Origin of the sequence: Bradyrhizobium sp. 1 (genome assembly GCF_023073315.1) — a bacterium.
Lineage (GTDB): Bacteria > Pseudomonadota > Alphaproteobacteria > Rhizobiales > Xanthobacteraceae > Bradyrhizobium.
In genome coordinates this window covers 466,298-482,848 of sequence record NZ_JADPJH010000018.1, presented here as the reverse complement: position 1 = coordinate 482,848, position 16,551 = coordinate 466,298, and the positions used below count along the sequence as shown (strand labels likewise).

General features: G+C 64.4%; 17 protein-coding genes and 1 pseudogene. 7 read left to right on the top strand and 11 right to left on the bottom strand.

Annotated elements, in window-relative coordinates:
• Positions 1–140 precede the first annotated feature (140 nt).
• Both IVB29_RS14725 and IVB29_RS14720 read left to right on the top strand, forming a co-directional pair.
• A complete protein-coding gene (locus IVB29_RS14725; protein WP_247504076.1) occupies positions 141–365 on the top strand; it encodes a cysteine rich repeat-containing protein in 225 nt (74 codons plus the stop codon).
• Positions 366–458: 93 nt separating this feature from the next.
• On the top strand, positions 459–2,039 hold the full coding sequence (locus IVB29_RS14720; RefSeq protein ID WP_247504075.1) for a GMC family oxidoreductase N-terminal domain-containing protein: 1,581 nt from the start codon (positions 459–461) through the stop codon (positions 2,037–2,039).
• A gap of 3 nt (positions 2,040–2,042) precedes the next feature.
• Here IVB29_RS14720 and IVB29_RS14715 read toward each other — a convergent pair whose 3' ends face one another.
• The 4 genes from IVB29_RS14715 to IVB29_RS14700 form a co-directional block, all read right to left on the bottom strand.
• Positions 2,043–2,723, bottom strand: a complete 681-nt coding sequence (locus tag IVB29_RS14715; protein WP_247504074.1) for a hypothetical protein — start codon at positions 2,721–2,723, stop codon at positions 2,043–2,045.
• 86 nt (positions 2,724–2,809) lie between these two features.
• Positions 2,810–3,517, bottom strand: a complete 708-nt coding sequence (locus IVB29_RS14710) for a hypothetical protein (protein WP_247504073.1) — start codon at positions 3,515–3,517, stop codon at positions 2,810–2,812.
• Positions 3,518–3,648: 131 nt separating this feature from the next.
• The gene (locus IVB29_RS14705) at positions 3,649–3,897 is read right to left on the bottom strand and encodes a hypothetical protein (RefSeq protein ID WP_247504072.1); all 249 of its coding nucleotides are present in this window, start codon (positions 3,895–3,897) and stop codon (positions 3,649–3,651) included.
• A gap of 99 nt (positions 3,898–3,996) precedes the next feature.
• The gene (locus IVB29_RS14700) at positions 3,997–4,986 is read right to left on the bottom strand and encodes a nitronate monooxygenase (protein WP_247504071.1); all 990 of its coding nucleotides are present in this window, start codon (positions 4,984–4,986) and stop codon (positions 3,997–3,999) included.
• A gap of 108 nt (positions 4,987–5,094) precedes the next feature.
• Between IVB29_RS14700 and IVB29_RS14695 the strand changes: the two are divergent.
• Positions 5,095–6,654 (top strand): annotated as a pseudogene (locus tag IVB29_RS14695) (AMP-binding protein); the annotation flags it as partial.
• A gap of 344 nt (positions 6,655–6,998) precedes the next feature.
• Here IVB29_RS14695 and IVB29_RS14690 read toward each other — a convergent pair.
• The 7 genes from IVB29_RS14690 to IVB29_RS14660 all read right to left on the bottom strand — a co-directional run bounded on the left by IVB29_RS14690 (position 6,999) and on the right by IVB29_RS14660 (position 12,515).
• A complete protein-coding gene (locus tag IVB29_RS14690; RefSeq protein ID WP_247504070.1) occupies positions 6,999–7,772 on the bottom strand; it encodes a thioesterase family protein in 774 nt (257 codons plus the stop codon).
• A gap of 11 nt (positions 7,773–7,783) precedes the next feature.
• Complete coding sequence (locus IVB29_RS14685; RefSeq protein WP_129271064.1) at positions 7,784–8,752, bottom strand: nitronate monooxygenase family protein; 969 nt, start codon at positions 8,750–8,752, stop codon at positions 7,784–7,786.
• A gap of 198 nt (positions 8,753–8,950) precedes the next feature.
• Entirely contained in the window at positions 8,951–10,351 is a 1,401-nt protein-coding gene (locus IVB29_RS14680; protein ID WP_247504069.1) for an aspartate ammonia-lyase, read from the bottom strand.
• Positions 10,352–10,387: 36 nt separating this feature from the next.
• Entirely contained in the window at positions 10,388–10,924 is a 537-nt protein-coding gene (locus IVB29_RS14675; protein WP_247504068.1) for a hypothetical protein, read from the bottom strand.
• 48 nt (positions 10,925–10,972) lie between these two features.
• Complete coding sequence (locus tag IVB29_RS14670; RefSeq protein WP_247504067.1) at positions 10,973–11,575, bottom strand: YqaA family protein; 603 nt, start codon at positions 11,573–11,575, stop codon at positions 10,973–10,975.
• Positions 11,576–11,621: 46 nt separating this feature from the next.
• On the bottom strand, positions 11,622–12,026 hold the full coding sequence (gene hisE / locus IVB29_RS14665) for a phosphoribosyl-ATP diphosphatase (RefSeq protein ID WP_247504066.1): 405 nt from the start codon (positions 12,024–12,026) through the stop codon (positions 11,622–11,624).
• Between the two features lie 117 nt (positions 12,027–12,143).
• Positions 12,144–12,515: a hypothetical protein gene (locus IVB29_RS14660; protein WP_247504065.1), complete on the bottom strand. Its 372-nt coding sequence runs from the start codon at positions 12,513–12,515 to the stop codon at positions 12,144–12,146.
• A 227-nt stretch (positions 12,516–12,742) separates the two neighbouring features.
• Here IVB29_RS14660 and IVB29_RS14655 point away from each other — a divergent pair, with 227 nt between their 5' ends.
• The 4 genes from IVB29_RS14655 (at position 12,743) to IVB29_RS14640 (ending at position 16,362) form a co-directional block, all read left to right on the top strand.
• Positions 12,743–13,804 carry an ABC transporter substrate-binding protein gene (locus tag IVB29_RS14655; protein WP_247504064.1) on the top strand — a complete coding sequence of 354 codons (1,062 nt, stop codon included), beginning with the start codon at positions 12,743–12,745 and terminating at the stop codon, positions 13,802–13,804.
• A 66-nt stretch (positions 13,805–13,870) separates the two neighbouring features.
• Positions 13,871–14,146, top strand: coding sequence for a type II toxin-antitoxin system RelE/ParE family toxin (locus IVB29_RS14650; RefSeq protein ID WP_247504063.1), 276 nt, complete (start codon positions 13,871–13,873; stop codon positions 14,144–14,146).
• Positions 14,147–14,180: 34 nt separating this feature from the next.
• Positions 14,181–14,492, top strand: a complete 312-nt coding sequence (locus IVB29_RS14645) for a HigA family addiction module antitoxin (protein ID WP_247504062.1) — start codon at positions 14,181–14,183, stop codon at positions 14,490–14,492.
• A gap of 73 nt (positions 14,493–14,565) precedes the next feature.
• Positions 14,566–16,362: a glucan ABC transporter ATP-binding protein/ permease gene (locus IVB29_RS14640; protein ID WP_247504061.1), complete on the top strand. Its 1,797-nt coding sequence runs from the start codon at positions 14,566–14,568 to the stop codon at positions 16,360–16,362.
• The last annotated feature ends 189 nt before the right edge of the window (positions 16,363–16,551 follow it).

The following is a 16,551-nucleotide window of genomic DNA, read 5'->3' as shown; positions in this document are numbered from 1 at the left end:
TGCCATGAAGATGGGGGTGTAGCGGCTGGAAGCGCGAACCGATGCCATGAACATGGCATGGACCGGCGGCGGGTCTCCGCGAGATGGTCCGGCCCGCTTGATCCCAAACGGGACCACCGACAATCCCAAAGAGGTGCTTCATGAAGACTTCGGTTATTGCCGCGCTGCTGCTCGCCGCCACCACCCTGCCCGCCGCAGCACAATCCGGTCCGACACTGCAAGAGCAGATGGCCTGCCGCGGTGACGCCAGCAAATTCTGCGCCGACCATGTCGGCAAGCCGCCGCAGATGAATGCCTGCCTGCGCGAGAACAAGTCGAAGCTTTCGGACGCATGCCGCAAGGTCGTGGAATCACACGGGGGCTGATCTTTTATCCTTCTTCTGCAAGAGCAGAGGGATAACAAAGCACAAATCTTGCAAGCGCTCCGCTGCATAAGTTTCTGCGCGGAGTGCTCTTCAATGTACGACACGATCATCGTGGGCGCCGGCTCGGCCGGCTGTGTGCTGGCCAACCGGCTGTCGGCCGATCCGCACCGCAACGTGCTGGTGCTGGAGGCGGGCCGGGCCGCACCGCTCGCTTCCGACATTCCGTCGGACTGGCCGACGATGTTCAACACCGCGGTCGACTGGGGCTATTACACCGAGCCGCAAGCGGGCTGCCGCGGCCGGCGGATCTTCTGGCCGCGCGGCAAGATGATCGGCGGCTCCGGCGCGATCAATGCGATGATCTATATCCGCGGCCTGCCGTCCGATTACGACGGCTGGGAAAAAGCGGGATGCGCGGGCTGGGCGTGGCGCGACGTGCTGCCGAAATTCATCGCCTTCGAAAGCAATGCGCGCTTCACCGACGATCCCTTGCACGGCACAAGCGGCCCGCTGCACGTCGCCGACGTGCCCCATATCGACCCGAATGAGCTGAAATGGCTGGAGGCGGCGCAGGCTGCCGGGTTGCCGCACAATCCCGATTTCAACGGCGTCACCCAGGAAGGCGCGGGATTTTTTCAGTTCGTCATCAGGGACGGCGAGCGTTTCGGTACCGGCAAGGCCTATCTGCGCCCGGCGCTCGCGCGTACCAATCTCGCGCTGAAGACAGGCGTGCGCGTCACCCGTATCATCATCGAGCGCGGCCGCGCGATCGGCGTCGAATATCTCGAGGACGGGCAGCCGAAGAGCGCCTTCGCCACCAGCGAGATCGTGCTCGCCTCCGGCGCGATTGGCTCGGCGCAGCAACTCCTGCTGTCAGGCGTAGGCCCTGCCGACGAATTGAAGGCGATTGGCGTCAATGTCGCGCACGATCTGCCCGGCGTCGGCAAAGATCTGCAGGACCACATCAACATCCCCATCACCTTCTATACGAAGGAAAAGATTGGCGTCGGCGCCTGGACCGACGAGAGTCTCGCCGCAAGCCTTGCCGAGTGGGAGACCAGCCGCAGCGGTCCGCGCAGCTCGCCCTGGGTCGCGGCCGGCGCGCATGTGCGCAGCCGCGGCGATGTCGAGCCGGACCTCCAGCTCTATGGCGCGATCAGCCCGCACCGCGACTATGTCCGCTTCCTGTCGTCCAGGCCGGGCGTCACCCTGCATGCGACGCTGCAGCGGCCGAACAGCCGCGGCCGGATCACGCTGCGCTCGACCGATCCGATCGAACATCCCGCGATCGATCCGGGCTATTTCGCGTCGGATGCGAGCGGCAGCGACATCGCGACCATGATCGAAGGCGTGCGCATCAACCGCCGCATCGCCGCGCAATCGCCGCTGAAGGAGTTGATCGAGGGCGAGATCACGCCGAGCGCGGAGGCGGTGAGCGATGCCGAGATCGCCGATTATATTCGGGGCCATTGCACGACGCTGTATCACGCCGCCTCGACCTGCCGCATGGGCACGGACGATCTGGCCGTCGTCGATCCGCAACGCTTGCAGGTCCGCGGCATCGACGGCTTGCATATCGCCGACGCCTCGGTGATCCCGATCATGATCTCAGGCAACATCCAGACGCCGACGATCCTGATTGCGGAATGCGCGGCGGCGGCGATCCTCGGCTAGGCGCTAATCGTCGTCGGGCCCGAACAGCATGATCCGCGGGAAGCCGCCGCGCGGACGGCGGGCAACATCGCGAGAATCTGAATCTTCGCGAACGTTGCGTGCGACGTCGTCCCAGTCGGTGCGGTCACGCATGCCCCGCGGCTCGCGGGACTCGTACTGGCGGCGTTCGGTCCAGCGCTCGCGCCGCTCGGTGCGCCGCCGCTCGGAAGCGGCACGTTTCACGTCGGGCTCTCTGGCCTTGGCGTACGCGTTGTCAGGTGAGTAGGACGGTTCTGTCGAAGCTTGCTGCTCGGCGGGCTTTGCGGCTTGCGGAGGCGGCACCGGTTTCGGCGGCTCAACTGCCGCGGCTTGCGAAGGCTGCGGCGCCGGCGGCTCAGCGTTCGCCTGAGTTGTCGGCGTGTCGGGCTTTGGCTCAGGCTTGGCTTCGTCCTGCGCCTGCGCGGGCGCGGCGATCGCCGCGCCGAATGTTTGCGATCCGGTGAGATATTGGACGCGCTCCGACGGTGCTTTAGTCGCGACCGGTGTGGCGGCTTCAGCGCGCTGCGCCATCTTGCCGGTGTCCGGGCCCTGCTTGGGCGCGATCGGTTGCATGATATTGCCAGCGACGATGCCGCCGCCGAGACCGATCGCGATAGCGGCGACGATCGTTCCGGCACCGACGAAATAAGCTGTCGAGGCGCGCATGGGTCCACTCCCTGTTCGGAGCGGGCAACGCTTATCGATTGCCAGATGTTCCTGAAGCGGACGCAGTTCCCGGAGGAACTTACGGGTCAGATCTGCTGCGCGACCTTCTCCAGCCCGATGATGCGGGCGAGCTTGCGCACTTCTTCCTTCTGATCCTCACGCAGCTGGAACAGCAGCGGCATGGCCGCCGACTTCAACTGCTGGACCTCGTCGCAGTTCGGATCGATCGGCACACCTGCCGCATTCGGATTGGAGAGCTTGTTGGCCGAAATCTTGCGGACGACGTTGCGCAGCGCGCTCTCGACCGACGGCCAGTAATATTCCTGCGACGACGACAGTTTCAACCGATCCCTGATGCCCGAGATCTGAACGTCGGAGAGCAGTGAATAGGATTTCTGCGGCTGCGGCTTGGCGACGGCCTTCGGCTTGGCCGGGACTTCAACCGCGGGAACTTGCGCCGCGGCGGGCGCCTGGTTTACGCTAGTCTTGGGCATCGGGAAGTCGGACGGCGTCGCGGCGGCAAAGGCCTGGCGCAGCGGCTCGGTCAGCACCGGCGCCTGCGAGAGGCTGTCGGCGGGCACCTGAACCGGATCGATCGCGGCCGAGGCCAGTGCCAGCGTGGGAACCAGGCGGTCGGCCTTGGCGGCGCGGTTGGTCGAAAGCTGCTTGGGGGGAGCCTGCGTGATCATCTCGGCACTGACGCTGGGCACGCTGTCACGGCCGAGAATGGCGGTGGTAGCGGCGCCGAGGACGAGGAAACAGGTCAGCACGACGATGGTGATGGCTTTGGACAAACGTCTCTCCGCGCCCAACTTCAAGTCCAGGTGATCACTGCCCGGAAACTGGGCGGTAAATAAGGCTTAACCGTGCCACCGCGGCGGCAATCGCGCGGACTGCGGCGACAGCGCCAGAAACTCCAGCAGAATCAGGCGGCTGCCGCCAGATCGTAGGCGTCCTGGATGTCTGCGACGATCTCGGAAGCCTCCCAGACCGCGCGCGTCTCGACCGATTGCAGCGTCACCGTCCAGTTGCCACCCCGGCGGGTGCGGGGGACGCTGAGGATGTCAAAACGCACGTTGCGGCACAGCGGATGCCGGGCCAGCGCATGAGCCACGCGGACGCGGATTTCGTCCAGCGTCGCGGCTGTCTTGCTGTTGAGAAAATCGAAGTCCATCGCCTGTCCCTCTCGGTCCGTATTGGCGGCCGTGAGGGGGATTCTTGGCTGGGGTTGGTTAATCTGCCGTTAAGTGAGGGGTCGTGGAGCTATGCGGGATTAACCGTGCTGAGGGCGCAGAGCGCTCCCCCCGCGCGCCTCACGGTACTCGGCGGCCGTCCGGGCAACGAGACCCTCCACCCCAAGCACATCGGTGACGCCCGATGTCGAATGCCCGCCGCTCCAGATATCGCGCCAGCGTTTGGGCCGGCTCTCGCGCGCGGCGACGTCGATATCCTTGGCGATGTCGATGGCCCCGCGCGCCGGCAGATCGTCGGGATCGAGCCCCGCCGCGACGATCGACGGTCTCAGCATGCTGGTCTGAAGCCCCGTGAACGCGGTGGTCAGCAAAATGTCGTCGGCGCTGCTCTCGACCAGCATCCGTTTGTAACGGTCGTCCGCCATGCTCTCGCGCGTCGCGATGAACTTTGTGCCCATATAGCCGAGATCGCAGCCGAGCACTTCGGCCGCACGCAGCGCGCGGCCATCGCTGATGCCGCCCGCGAGCACGATGATGCCGTCGTAGAACGCGCGCACCGCGCGGACGAAAGCGAACGGGTTGAGCCAGCCGGTCTGCCCACCGGCGCCTGCGGTGAGCAGCACGAGCCCATCGGCACCGGCTTCCGCGGCGCGCTCGGCGTGGCGGATCGAGGCGACGTCCGCCAGCACCAGCGCACCGGCATCATGCAGCGGCTTCAACACTGCCGCCGGCGAGCCGACCGAGGTGATGACGATCTCGGGCTTGTGCCGCAGCAGCACCGCGAGATCCTGCTCCAGCCGAACGTTTGAGCGATGCACGATCAGGTTCGGGCAGAGCGGCGCGGCCTTGCGGCTAGGTCGATCTTCATGCTGCCGCAGCCGCGTTTCGATTTCGGTGAGCCATGCATCGAGCTGTTCCGTGCTGCGGCAATTCGCTGTGGGGAAGCTGCCGATCACGCCGCTTCGGCAGGCCGCGACCATGAGCTCGACGCCCGACACCAGAAACATCGGTGCAGCGATCAGCGGCAGCGCGAGACGATCACGAAAAATTTGCAGTCGATCTGTCGTCACGCGTGCCTCCCTCGATCGGGCTTTGTCGTTCCATCCCGCAGTCCCTGTGCTAGCGTCGGGGCAAACATTGGCACGCCAGAAGCCGGTGACAAAGCAACGAGGAAACATATGTCCGATCCGCTCCACGCATCGTCCCCGACTTGCGCGCAGGCGCTACGGGCGCTGTCGCGCTATCCCGGCCGCACGGCCTTCGCCTGGCCCGGCGGATCGCTGAGCTATCAGGGCACCATCGACCTGATCGGACGCATCCAGGGCGTGTTCACAAGGCTTGGATTGCAGCCCGGCGCGCGCGTCGCCTTCCTCACCGCCAATCGCGCCGACACCTGGTGCGCCGGTGTCGCCGCGCAATTGTCGAGGTTCTGCGTCACCTGGCTGCATCCACTGGGATCGCAGGCAGACCAGCTCTTCCAGCTCGAGGATTCCGAAGCCGAAATGCTGGTGGTCGATGCCGCCACCTTCCGCGATCGCGGCGGCGAGCTCGCCGCCAAGGCGAGCATGCTCAAAGCGGTCTTCACCATGGGACCGGCCGACTATGGCGTCGATCTGTTGCAGGCCATTGAGATCGAGGGCCACGCCAGCCCGCTGTGCCTCGCCGGCGCTGACGATCTCTCCACGCTGAACTACACCGGCGGCACGACCGGCAAATCCAAGGGGGCGCTGCGCTATCATCGCGAAAATGCCGGCGCCGCCGCCGCGATCCTCGCCGACTTCGAGATTCCTGACGCCGCGCGATTTCTCGCCGTCGCCCCGATCAGCCATGTCGCCGGCACGAAGGTGCTGCCGACCCTGATGCGCGGCGGCACCGTGCACATGCTCAGGGGTTTCGATCCCGAGGCCGTGCTGGCGACGATCGCGCGCGAGCGCATCAACTTCACGCTGTTCGTGCCGACCATGATCTACGTGCTGCTCGATCATCCCGCACTGAGCAAAACCGACCTGTCCTCGCTGGAGCTCGTGCTCTACGGGGCGTCGGCGATGTCGCCGAGCCGGCTCGTCGAGGGCATCGAACGGATCGGGCCGGTGTTCTCACAGCTCTACGGCCAGACCGAATGCTATCCGGTCTCGGTGCTGCGCAAGAAAGATCACGATCCCAAAACACCGGAGCTGTTCCTGTCCTGCGGCTTCCCGATCGCGGCTTGCGAGGTCAAAATTCTCGACGACCACGACCAGGAGGTGAAGACGGGCGAAGCCGGTGAGATCTGCGTGCGCGCCCCGCACGTGATGGCGGAATACTGGAAGCGGCCCGACATCACGGCCGAGACGCTGAAGAACGGCTGGGTCCACACCGGCGACATCGCGCGCAAGGACGAGCGCGGTTACATGTTCATCCTCGATCGCAAGAAGGACATGATCGTCACCGGCGGCTTCAACATCTTTCCGCGCGAGGTCGAGGACGTGCTGTCGCAGCACTCGGATGTGGCGATGGTCGCCGTCGTCGGCATTCCCGACGAGAAATGGGGCGAAGCCGTCACCGCGGTCGTTGTGCCACGCGAGGGGGCCAAGCCCGATCCGGACGAGCTGATCAATCTGGTGAGGATGCGAAAAGGCTCGGCCCATGCGCCGAAGCAGATCCAGTTCGTCAAGCAGCTGCCGATGACCGGCGTCGGCAAGGTCGACAAGAAGGTGCTGCGCGCGAGTTTTTGGAGCGGGCGGGACCGGATGGTGGGGTGCCCCCCGGGATTTTACGGTTCGGTTGTGGCCCCGGCACCACAGCGCGCAACGGAGTGCAGGCCCGCGATGCTCGCGCGATTGCAGGCGAATCGGGGAATCAACTAGACCGCTGATGGGGCTGGGAAGCGGAGTAAGAAATGAGAGTCGCTTCCCTGGAAAGTGCAGTCGCCGCGGTCACGTTGATCACGGCCATTATCGTGGTGCTGTGGGAGATCAAGATCTTCTACGGAATTTGAACTGGCAGGATGCCCTGGTCGAACACGACCTTGCATCCCTTCCGCGGCGGCGGAAGCCTGCCGTTCAATCGATCCAAGGCGCAATCACGGCGCTTGCCACCACGCTCACCGCTTCTCGATCACCAGGCTCTGAACCGCGCGGCCGAAGTATCCTCGCCGATCGGCCAGCCGTGACATCGCGAGGCCCGCACCGTCGGGGCCGATCCAGGATTCGCCGTCGAGCAAAATCCACTCGCCGACTGGCTGACGCGAAAAATTCACGGTGAGGTCGGCGTTGATGTAGGTCCAGGCACGGAAGTCGAGCGTCGAGGCGGTGCCGTTGGAGAAGTCGGCGGCGACGACTGCGCGCATGGCCTGCGAGATCGCTTCGCCCTCGATCAAGGGATGGTCGACGCGAAACCAGATCGCACCGGCGCCTGCCCGGCCAAAGCGGCCGCGTGCGGCGCGCATCGAGACCGATCGCACGAACGGACTGGTGGCGGCGTGGCCGTCCTCGACCAGTGAATCCTCGGGCGACGGCAACGTAACCGGCAATTCCTTGACGTCATCCGGCAGCGGCAGCGCCTGAGCCTTGATCTTGAGCACGGTCGCGCCGACGACCTGCACGCCGTCGGCGAGCAGCTTGATTTCACAGAGCTGGATCTTCCGGCCCTCGCGCAGGACCTTGCTCTCAATCGTGAGCGGCGCCACCGGCACCGGACGCATCAGGTCGATGGTGACGCGCGCGATGTTCATCGGCACGGGCGTCGGAATCCGCTCGGCCGCCCACGTCACCAGCGATGCTGGCGCCGAGCCGTGCTGCATGCGCCGGTCCCAGGGGCCGGCGGCATCAGGGCTGGTGACGACGCTGTTGCCGTCGACGCGATAGATGGTGGTCATTGCGAGAGCCATCACAACGGCGGATCGATCGCCTCGTCGTATTCCTTCTTGAAGCGCGCGATCATCTCGGCGGCGGGCACGATTCCCTCGACGCTGCCGATACCCTGGCCGGAGCCCCAGATTTCCTTCCAGGCCTTCGGCTTGGCGCGCTCGCCGGAGGCATCGGTGCCGAAGTTCATCTTGGACGGGTCGGAGGTCGGCAGATTTTCCGGATCCATGCCGGCGGCGAGGATCGACGGCTTCAGATAATTGCCGTGCACGCCAGTGAAGAGATTGGAATAGACGATGTCGTCGGCCGTCGAGCCCGCGATCATCTCCTTGTACGTCTCGACAGCATTGGCTTCCTTCGTCGCGATGAAAGCCGAGCCGATATAGGCGAAGTCGGCGCCGAGAATGCGCGCAGCCCGGATCGCCTTGCCGTTGCCAATGGCGCCCGACAGCGCGATCGGGCCGTCAAACCATTTTCGCGTTTCTGCGACGAAGGCGAGCGGCGAGATGGTGCCGGCATGGCCGCCTGCACCAGCGGCGACGAGGATCAGGCCGTCGGCCCCCTTCTCGATCGCCTTGTGCGCAAACTTCTGATTGATCACGTCGTGGAAGACGATGCCACCCCAGCCATGCACCGCCTGATTCAGCTCCTCGCGCGCGCCGAGCGAGGAGATCACCATCGGTACCTTGTACTTGGCGCAAAGCTGCATGTCGTGGTCGAGCCGGTTGTTCGACTTGTGCACGATCTGGTTGACCGCGAACGGCGCCGACGGCTTGTCGGGATGCGCGCGGTCATAGGCCGCGAGCTCTTCGGTGATCCGCGCCAGCCACTCGTCAAGCAGCTCCGGCGGCCGCGCGTTCAACGACGGAAACGAGCCGACCACACCCGCCTTGCACTGCGCGATCACGAGATCGGGCACCGAGATGATGAAGAGCGGCGAGCCGATCACGGGGATCGACAGGCGCCCTTTGAACAAGGCAGGCATGGACATTGCGGAGCGATCCTCTGTAGGCGGTCAAACTGAAGTTGGGAGCCATACCAACAAGGCAATCTTTCCACTGTCAAGTATTGCGTTTTGCCGCCGCGGCGGATGCCGTCACCGCAATTCCAAGCAGCGGAATTCCTTCCTCTGTCATTCCGAGCTCGACGCTACGCGTCGCCCCGGAATGACGGGTGGAGAGAGCAGCGCCTACGCGATCAGATCCGGATTGATCAGCCGCTCGAACGAGAACATCTCGTCCCACTTCTCCTGCGTCAGCAACTTGCGCTCGACGACGACGATCTGGTGCAGCGACTTGCCGCTCTTGTAGCCCTCGCGCGCGATCTCGGCGCATTGCTTGTAGCCCAGCAGCGGCTTCAGCACGGTGACGATGCCGAGCGAATTCAGCACCATGTTGCGGGTGTGCTCCTCGTTGGCGGTGATGCCGAGCACGCAATTCTCGCGCAGGCTGTTGACGGCCCGCTCCATGGTGCGGATCGAGAAGAACAGCGCGAACGAGATCACCGGCTCCATCACGTTGAGCTGGAGCTGGCCAGCACTTGCTGCCAGCGTCACGGTGGTGTCGAGCCCGATGACGAGGAAGCTGGTCTGGTTGACGACTTCGGGGATCACCGGATTGACCTTGCCCGGCATGATGGAGGAGCCCGGCTGCAATTGCGGCAAATTGATCTCGTTGAAGCCGGCGCGCGGGCCGGAGGCCAGCAGGCGAATGTCGTTGCAGATTTTTGTCAGCTTGCTCGCGGTGCGCTTGAGCACACCGGACAATTGCACATAGGCGCCGGTATCCGACGTCGCTTCGACGAGATCGCCGGCGAGAATGAAGTCGACGCCGGTCAGCGCGCTCAGATGCCGGACCGCGAGCTTCGGATAACCGTGCGCCGCGGTGACGGAGGTGCCGATCGCGGTGGCGCCGAGATTGATCTCGCGCAGCAGCGCACGCGCCTCCGAAAGGCGGTCGACCTCCTCGCCGATCGTGGTGCCCCATCCGCGGAATTCGGCGCCGAGTGACATCGGCACCGCGTCCTGGAGATGGGTGCGGCCCATCTTCAGCACGCGCTCGAACTCGCGGCCCTTGGTGAAAAAGGCCTCCTGGAGCTGGCGCAGCGCCGTCATGTAGCTTTCGAGCCGCAGGATCAGCGCCAGCCGGAAGGCGGTCGGATAGGTGTCGTTGGTCGACTGGCCATAGTTGACGTGATCGTTGGGGCTGACGTGCTGGTAATCGCCCTTCGCGAAGCCGAGCGCCTCCAGCGCGAGATTGGCGATCACCTCGTTGGCGTTCATGTTGGTGGAGGTGCCGGCGCCGCCCTGGATGAAGTCGGTGACGAACTGATCCATCATGTCGCCAGCGATGACCCGGTCGCAGCCGAGGATGATCGCGTCCGCCACTTTGGTGTCGACAGCACCGAGGTTGCGGTTGGCCATGGCGGCGGCCTTCTTGACGTAACCAAGCGCCTTCACGAAGTAAGGCTCCTGGTTCATCGGAATGCCGGTGATGTGGAAGTTCTCCTTCCCCCGGATGGTCTGGACGCCGTAATAGATGTCGTCGGCGATCTCACGCTGTCCGAGGAAGTCCTGCTCCGTGCGGCTCATAGGCGCTCCTTGGTTGCTCGCGCGCAGGCCATCACGTCAGTTCTGGCACAGCGCGCTGGTCACGAAAGTGTCGGTGCGGCAGTCGTCGGGCTTACGTTGCCTGCCCGGAATCAAAACCTTGGCCGAGCATTTCTCGGCAGAGTCGGCGTTCAGGCTCTTGCCTTCCTTATAGCCCTTGCTCTGGCAGAGCTGGTCGGCGGCTTGCTTGCAGTCGGGAGCACCGTTGGACGAGACCGGACAGGCCACGCGGCCCGAGGCCATGCTGGCGGGCTTGGCCAGCCGCGACAGGTCGTTCATGGTCTCGCTGGGGCTTTTGATCGGCGGCAGGATCGAGGGCAGCTTGTCGAACAGCTTGCCCATTTCGTTGATCAGCCCGGGACTGTCCTCGCGCGCCGCCGCCGAAGGAGCGGGCGTCGAGGGCGGTGGCGCCGCCTGCGGCCCCTGCTCCTGCAAGCCGAGCGTTGGCGGCGCGGATTGCGGCCATCCGGTCCCGCCAGCACCGAGCAGGAGCGAGATCGTCGCGAAAATCAGCGTCCCCAGCCGCATCGCCGGATTGCCGGATTGAACCATCATGACGGCAACCGTAGCCGAAGCCGGCGCAGCGGCAAAGCGCCGCGCGCCCTAGATCAACTTGATTGCGACGACGAAGCCAAGCACCAGCACGGCGGCACCGACCGCCACCACGAGGCCGAGGTGCTTCTCCATCCGGACGCGGATCCAGTCGCCATAACGATTGAGCAGGATCGCGACGATGAAGAAACGTCCGCCGCGCGCAACGATTGAGCACAGGATGAACAGGACGAGATTGTAGCCGGCAAAGCCCGAGGTAATGGTGACGAGCTTGTAGGGGATCGGCGTCAGGCCCTTGAGCAGGATGATCACCGCGCCCCACTCCGCATAGGAGGCGCGGAAGGCATCGACCTTGTCGCCGAGGCCATAGACCTGGATCAGCCAGTGGCCGACCGAGTCAAACAGCAGCGCGCCGATGGCGTAGCCCAGGAGGCCGCCGAGCACCGATGTGACGGTACAGACCATTGCATAGAGCCAGGCGCGCTGCGGGCGCGCCAGTGACATCGGGATCAGCATCACGTCCGGGGGGACGGGAAAGAAAGAGCTTTCTGCGAAAGCCACGGCACCCAGGATCCAGAGCGCGTAGGGCTTGTGAGCGGCGTCGATGCACCAATCGTAGATACGTTTCAGCATGGCGCCGCGATGAAGCACCATGGGACGGATTTGTCCATCGCGAGTTTTTGAGCGTTCTGTGACGTTTCTAGTGGCGTTTGCGCGCCACGCGGCCCTCGATCGCGACAATTGGCCGCCTCGCGGCGACGCGCGGTGACGCAACTTTGGGCAGCTTCATCGAAGACTTCGGCAGCTTCTCGGCAATTCCGAGCATGTCCTCACGCCGCGCCATCTCGCGCCAGACGTCCTCGGGACGCACGCCGGCCGAGGCCCAGAGCACGGTGAGATTATAGAGAAGGTCGGCGCTCTCCCGGATCACCGCTTGGCTATCGCCGTTGACCGCGTCGATGACGACTTCGATGGCCTCTTCAGCCAGCTTTTTCGCCATTTTGGATGGCCCACGCTGAAACAACCGGGCGGTACGCGATGTTGCCGGATCAAGGTCTCTGGCCGCGAGCACAGCCAGATATAGCCGCTCAAGCGAATCACTCATGGTGCTGAAAACTACTCCAAACCAATGGCGAGCGCGTTAACGTGCGGCAGCAAGAGCAAAAACAGGCCGCCGCGGCAAGCGCGACGGCCGGTTATGGTCAAGACTTGCTAGCCGAAGCTAGTAGCAGTTGGTCATGTAGCCTTGGCCGCAGGCCTCGGACGGGGCCGTGCCGCCAAAGCGATGATACTCGTAATTCGGGCCCGGACCGTAATAGGGGCCGCCACCATAGTAGGTCGGGCCGCTGTAATAGGTAGGACGGCCATAATAGGGACCGTCATCATAGGCGTAGGCGTTGCGGGTCGCGGCGATCGCAAGGCCAGTGCCGATGATGCCGGCAAAGGCCGCGGCAGCAGCTGCGCCGCCACCACCGCCATGCCAGTGGCGGCCGCCGGCGTGGGAGGCCGTCGGAGCGACCGCGGTCAGCGCCAGCACCGCGGCGGTGGCGAGAACGGTCTTGCGGCCGGCAAACTTCGAAGATCTGTCAAACATGTCCTGGACCCTCCTTGGGACCTCGATTGGTGGTTGACGACAGGCTCATGTCTTTCAAACACCCGCATCGCATGTTGGGTTCCCCAACCCCAACAGAAGCTGAACGGGGTTGCGTGATCATGCCGCAACCGCTGCTCATCCGCCGTTCATATTGGCGCGCGCAGGTTCGCTGCCGGCCGGCGCTGCGAGCGTCACGAAACCACAGCAATGCGGGACCGGCGCCACCGATGTCAGGACTCAGAACGATCGTACTTCGCGGCCTGCTGGCCCTCCTGCTGGTCCTCGCAATCGCGCTTGCCGCGTTGACTTCGCGCGATGCCGCAGCGGCCGAGACCGCCGCGCCCTCCGCCGCGATCCACTTCACCTTCGACCGCCCGATTGATGCGAGCATGGCGCCATTCTTCCTTGCCGCGAAGGACGGCAGCTTCGGCACCGAGCGCCTCAACGTGTCATTCAACAGCGCGGCCGGATCGCCGGAAGCGCTCGCACGTGTTGCCAAGGGCGACAGCGAGCTTGCGCTCGTCGACATCAACGAGCTGATTCGTTTTCGCGACAAGGACGAAGCTGCGCCGGTCAAGGCGGTGTTCGTGCTGTTCAACCGCGCGCCCTACGCAATCGTCGCGCGCAGAAGCCGCGGCATCCACCTGCTGCCCGATCTCGACGGCAAGACGGTCGGCGTTGCCGACAGCGATCTGTCGATGCGGCTGTGGCCGGCGCTGGCCCAGCAGAACGGCATCAACGCCTCCCGCATAAAATTCCACAAGATCAGCGCCGCGGTCCGCGAGCCGATCCTGTCCGCAGGGCAAGTCGATGCCGTCGCCGGCTTCAGCTATCTCTCCGCGGTGAACCTGCGCGACCGCGGCGTGCCCGGCAGCGATCTCGTCGTGCTGCGCTATGCCGATTATGGCTGCGAAGCCTATGGCTTTGCCGTGGTAGCCAATCCCGCGTTCGCCGCGGCCAAGCCGGAAGCGGTGAAGGGATTCGTCCGCGCGCTGATCGCCGGCATCAACGCGACAGTCAAAGAGCCGGCGCGGGCGGCAGACGAAGCCGCAAGCCGCATCGACGATGGCGACCGCGATCTCGAGCTGGAGCGCCTGCGCACCGTGCTCGTCGACAACATCCTGACCGACGAGGTCAAACGCAGCGGCCTCGGCGGCATCGACCCGGCGCGCCTGGAGCGCGCGATCGACCAGATCGCGCAGGACTTCAAATTCCGCAAGAGGCCTGCGGCGGCCGATATTTTCGATAGCCGGTTCCTGCCGCCGGTCGCGGCGCGGTTGATCAACTGAGCATCCGACCTTGACTTTCGTAAGCAAATAGCTTACATTGCCGCGGAATCGGATTTTGGCGACACCTTGATAAAATCCTTCCGGAACAAGGCTCTTGGCGATCTCTGGTCCAAGGGAAAGACAGCGAAGATCGATTCAAAGATGCACGCCAGAATCCTGCGGCGGCTCGATCAACTCGACAGCGCCACGCTTTCCGAGGACATGAATGTGCTCGGCTTCGACTTCCATCGTCTGCACGGCAAGCCGGCCAGGTACACGGTCCATGTGAATGGACCCTGGTGCATCACCTTCGAATTCGAGAATGGTGACGCCCATCGGGTCGATTTCGAGCAATATCACTAACACCGAGCCGGGACTGTCTCGGCGTGGAGCTGCCATGGTCGAATACACTGCCAAGAGAAATCCCCGGCGCTGTCCCGTTCATCCTGGCGCGGTGCTTCGCGAGGACATGCTGCCGGCCTCGGGCAAGACCAAGGTCGAGATCGCGCGCCTGTTGGGCATCTCGCGGCAGCACCTTCACGACATCATGGAGGAGAAGAAGCCGCTGTCTCCGGAGGTGGCGGTCCGCGTCGGAAAGCTGTTTGGAGGCGGGGCCGGAATCTGGGTCCGGATGCAGGCGGCCCACGACACCTGGCACGCAGAACAGACGGTGGACGTCAGTCATATCCCCACCTTGAAGGTGGCCTGAGCCGTCCACACCAGTGTAGTCTTACAGCCATTCAACTGGTTGACTGACGACCTCCTCACGGTTCTTCGCCCGCATGTCCATCTTCAGCCTTTACACCCGCGTTCTCGAGCTGCTCGGCAAGGAGGCGCGGCTCGGCTGGCTGCTCGCTGTCGCCAATCTGCTGCTGGCGGCCTCGCAGTTCGCGGAACCCGTGCTGTTCGGCCGGATCGTCGACGTGCTCTCCGGCAAGACGGTGGCAGGCTCCAGCTCGGCCTGGCCGTTCCTGATAGCCTGGGTGGCGTTCGGGCTGTTCACCATCGCCTGTAGCGCAATCGTGGCCTTGCAGGCGGACCGGCTCTCCCACCGCCAGCGCCAGGCGGTGCTGACGGACTATTTCGAACACATTCTGCAACTGCCGCTCACCTTCCACTCCGGCACCCATTCGGGCCGGTTGATGAAGGTCATGCTCAACGGCACCGATGCGCTGTGGCGGCTCTGGCTCGGCTTCTTCCGCGAGCATTTCGCCGCGATCCTGTCGGTCGTGGTGCTGCTGCCGCTGTCGCTCTATCTGAACTGGCGGATGGCGATCCTGCTGTTCGTGCTCTGCATCGTCTTCACGGTGCTGACGACGTTCGTGGTGCGCAAGACCTTCGGCATGCAGATGGAGGTCGAGGAACAATACAGCGAGCTCTCCGCCCGCGCCTCCGACGCGCTCGGCAACGTCGCGCTGGTGCAGAGCTTCGTGCGCGTCGAATCCGAGGTGAAGGGACTGCGCTCCATCGCCGACGATCTGCTGGCCGCGCAGATGCCGGTACTGTCCTGGTGGGCGCTCGTCACCGTCATCACGCGCGCTTCCACCACCATCACGGTGCTCGCGATCTTTTCGCTCGGCATCGCCCTGCACGATCAGGGGCTCACTTCGGTCGGCGAGATCGTGATGTTCGTGAGCTTTGCGACGATGCTGATTCAGAAGCTCGAGCAGGTCGTGAGCTTCATCAACAACGTGTTCATGGAAGCGCCGCGCCTGCGCGAGTTCTTCAACGTGCTCGACGCCGTGCCCGCGGTGCACGACCGGCCCGACGCGATCGATGCCGGCCGGCTGTCAGGCCTCGTCGAGTTCAACGACGTCACTTTCTCCTATGACGGCAAGCGACCGGCGATCGAGGATCTCTCCTTCACCGCGCTGCCCGGCCAGACCATCGCGCTGGTCGGTCCGACCGGCGCCGGCAAATCGACCGCGATCGCGCTGCTGCACCGCGCCTTCGACCCGCAATCCGGCTTCATCAGGATCGATGGCATGGACGTGCGCGGCGTGACGCTGACCTCGCTGCGGCGGAACATCGGCGTCGTGTTCCAGGAAGCACTGCTGTTCAACCGCTCGATCGAGGAGAACCTGCGCGTCGGCAAGCCGGATGCGACGGAGGCCGAGATGCGCAAGGCCGCGGAGCGTGCGCAGGCGCTTGACTTCATCGAGCGCAGCGGCGGCTTCAGTACCAATGCCGGCGAGCGTGGCCGCATGCTGTCCGGCGGCGAGCGACAGCGGCTGTCGATCGCCCGCGCGCTGCTGAAGGATCCGCCGCTCCTGATCCTGGACGAGGCCACCAGCGCACTCGACGCCGTGACCGAGACCAAGGTGAATGCCGCTCTCGACGAAGTGATGAAGGGCCGCACCACTTTCGTGATCGCCCACCGCCTCTCCACCATCCGCAACGCCACGCGAATTCTGGTGTTCGAGAACGGGCGCGTGATCGAAAGCGGAACTTTCGATGAACTCGTGGCCAAAGGCGGCCATTTCGCCGAGCTCGCCAGGGCCCAGTTCATGGTTCAGGAGACGACACGGGCCAGTGTGACGGCAGCCGAGGCTGCTGCGACAGCCGTCAAATCCCCCTAGCAAGTCCCCGTACGGCCGTCGAAATTCGGCCTACTTCATTGCGGAATACCCGGCTGATGCCCCTATTCTCGACGCAAGAGCCGGTATAGGTTTGCGACGCCGCAAGCGGCGGCGCCGGATTTCAGAACCGAACATCAGATCACGAGAACCGACCGTATCAGGCGGATCTCCAAGGACCGGAATCGGATA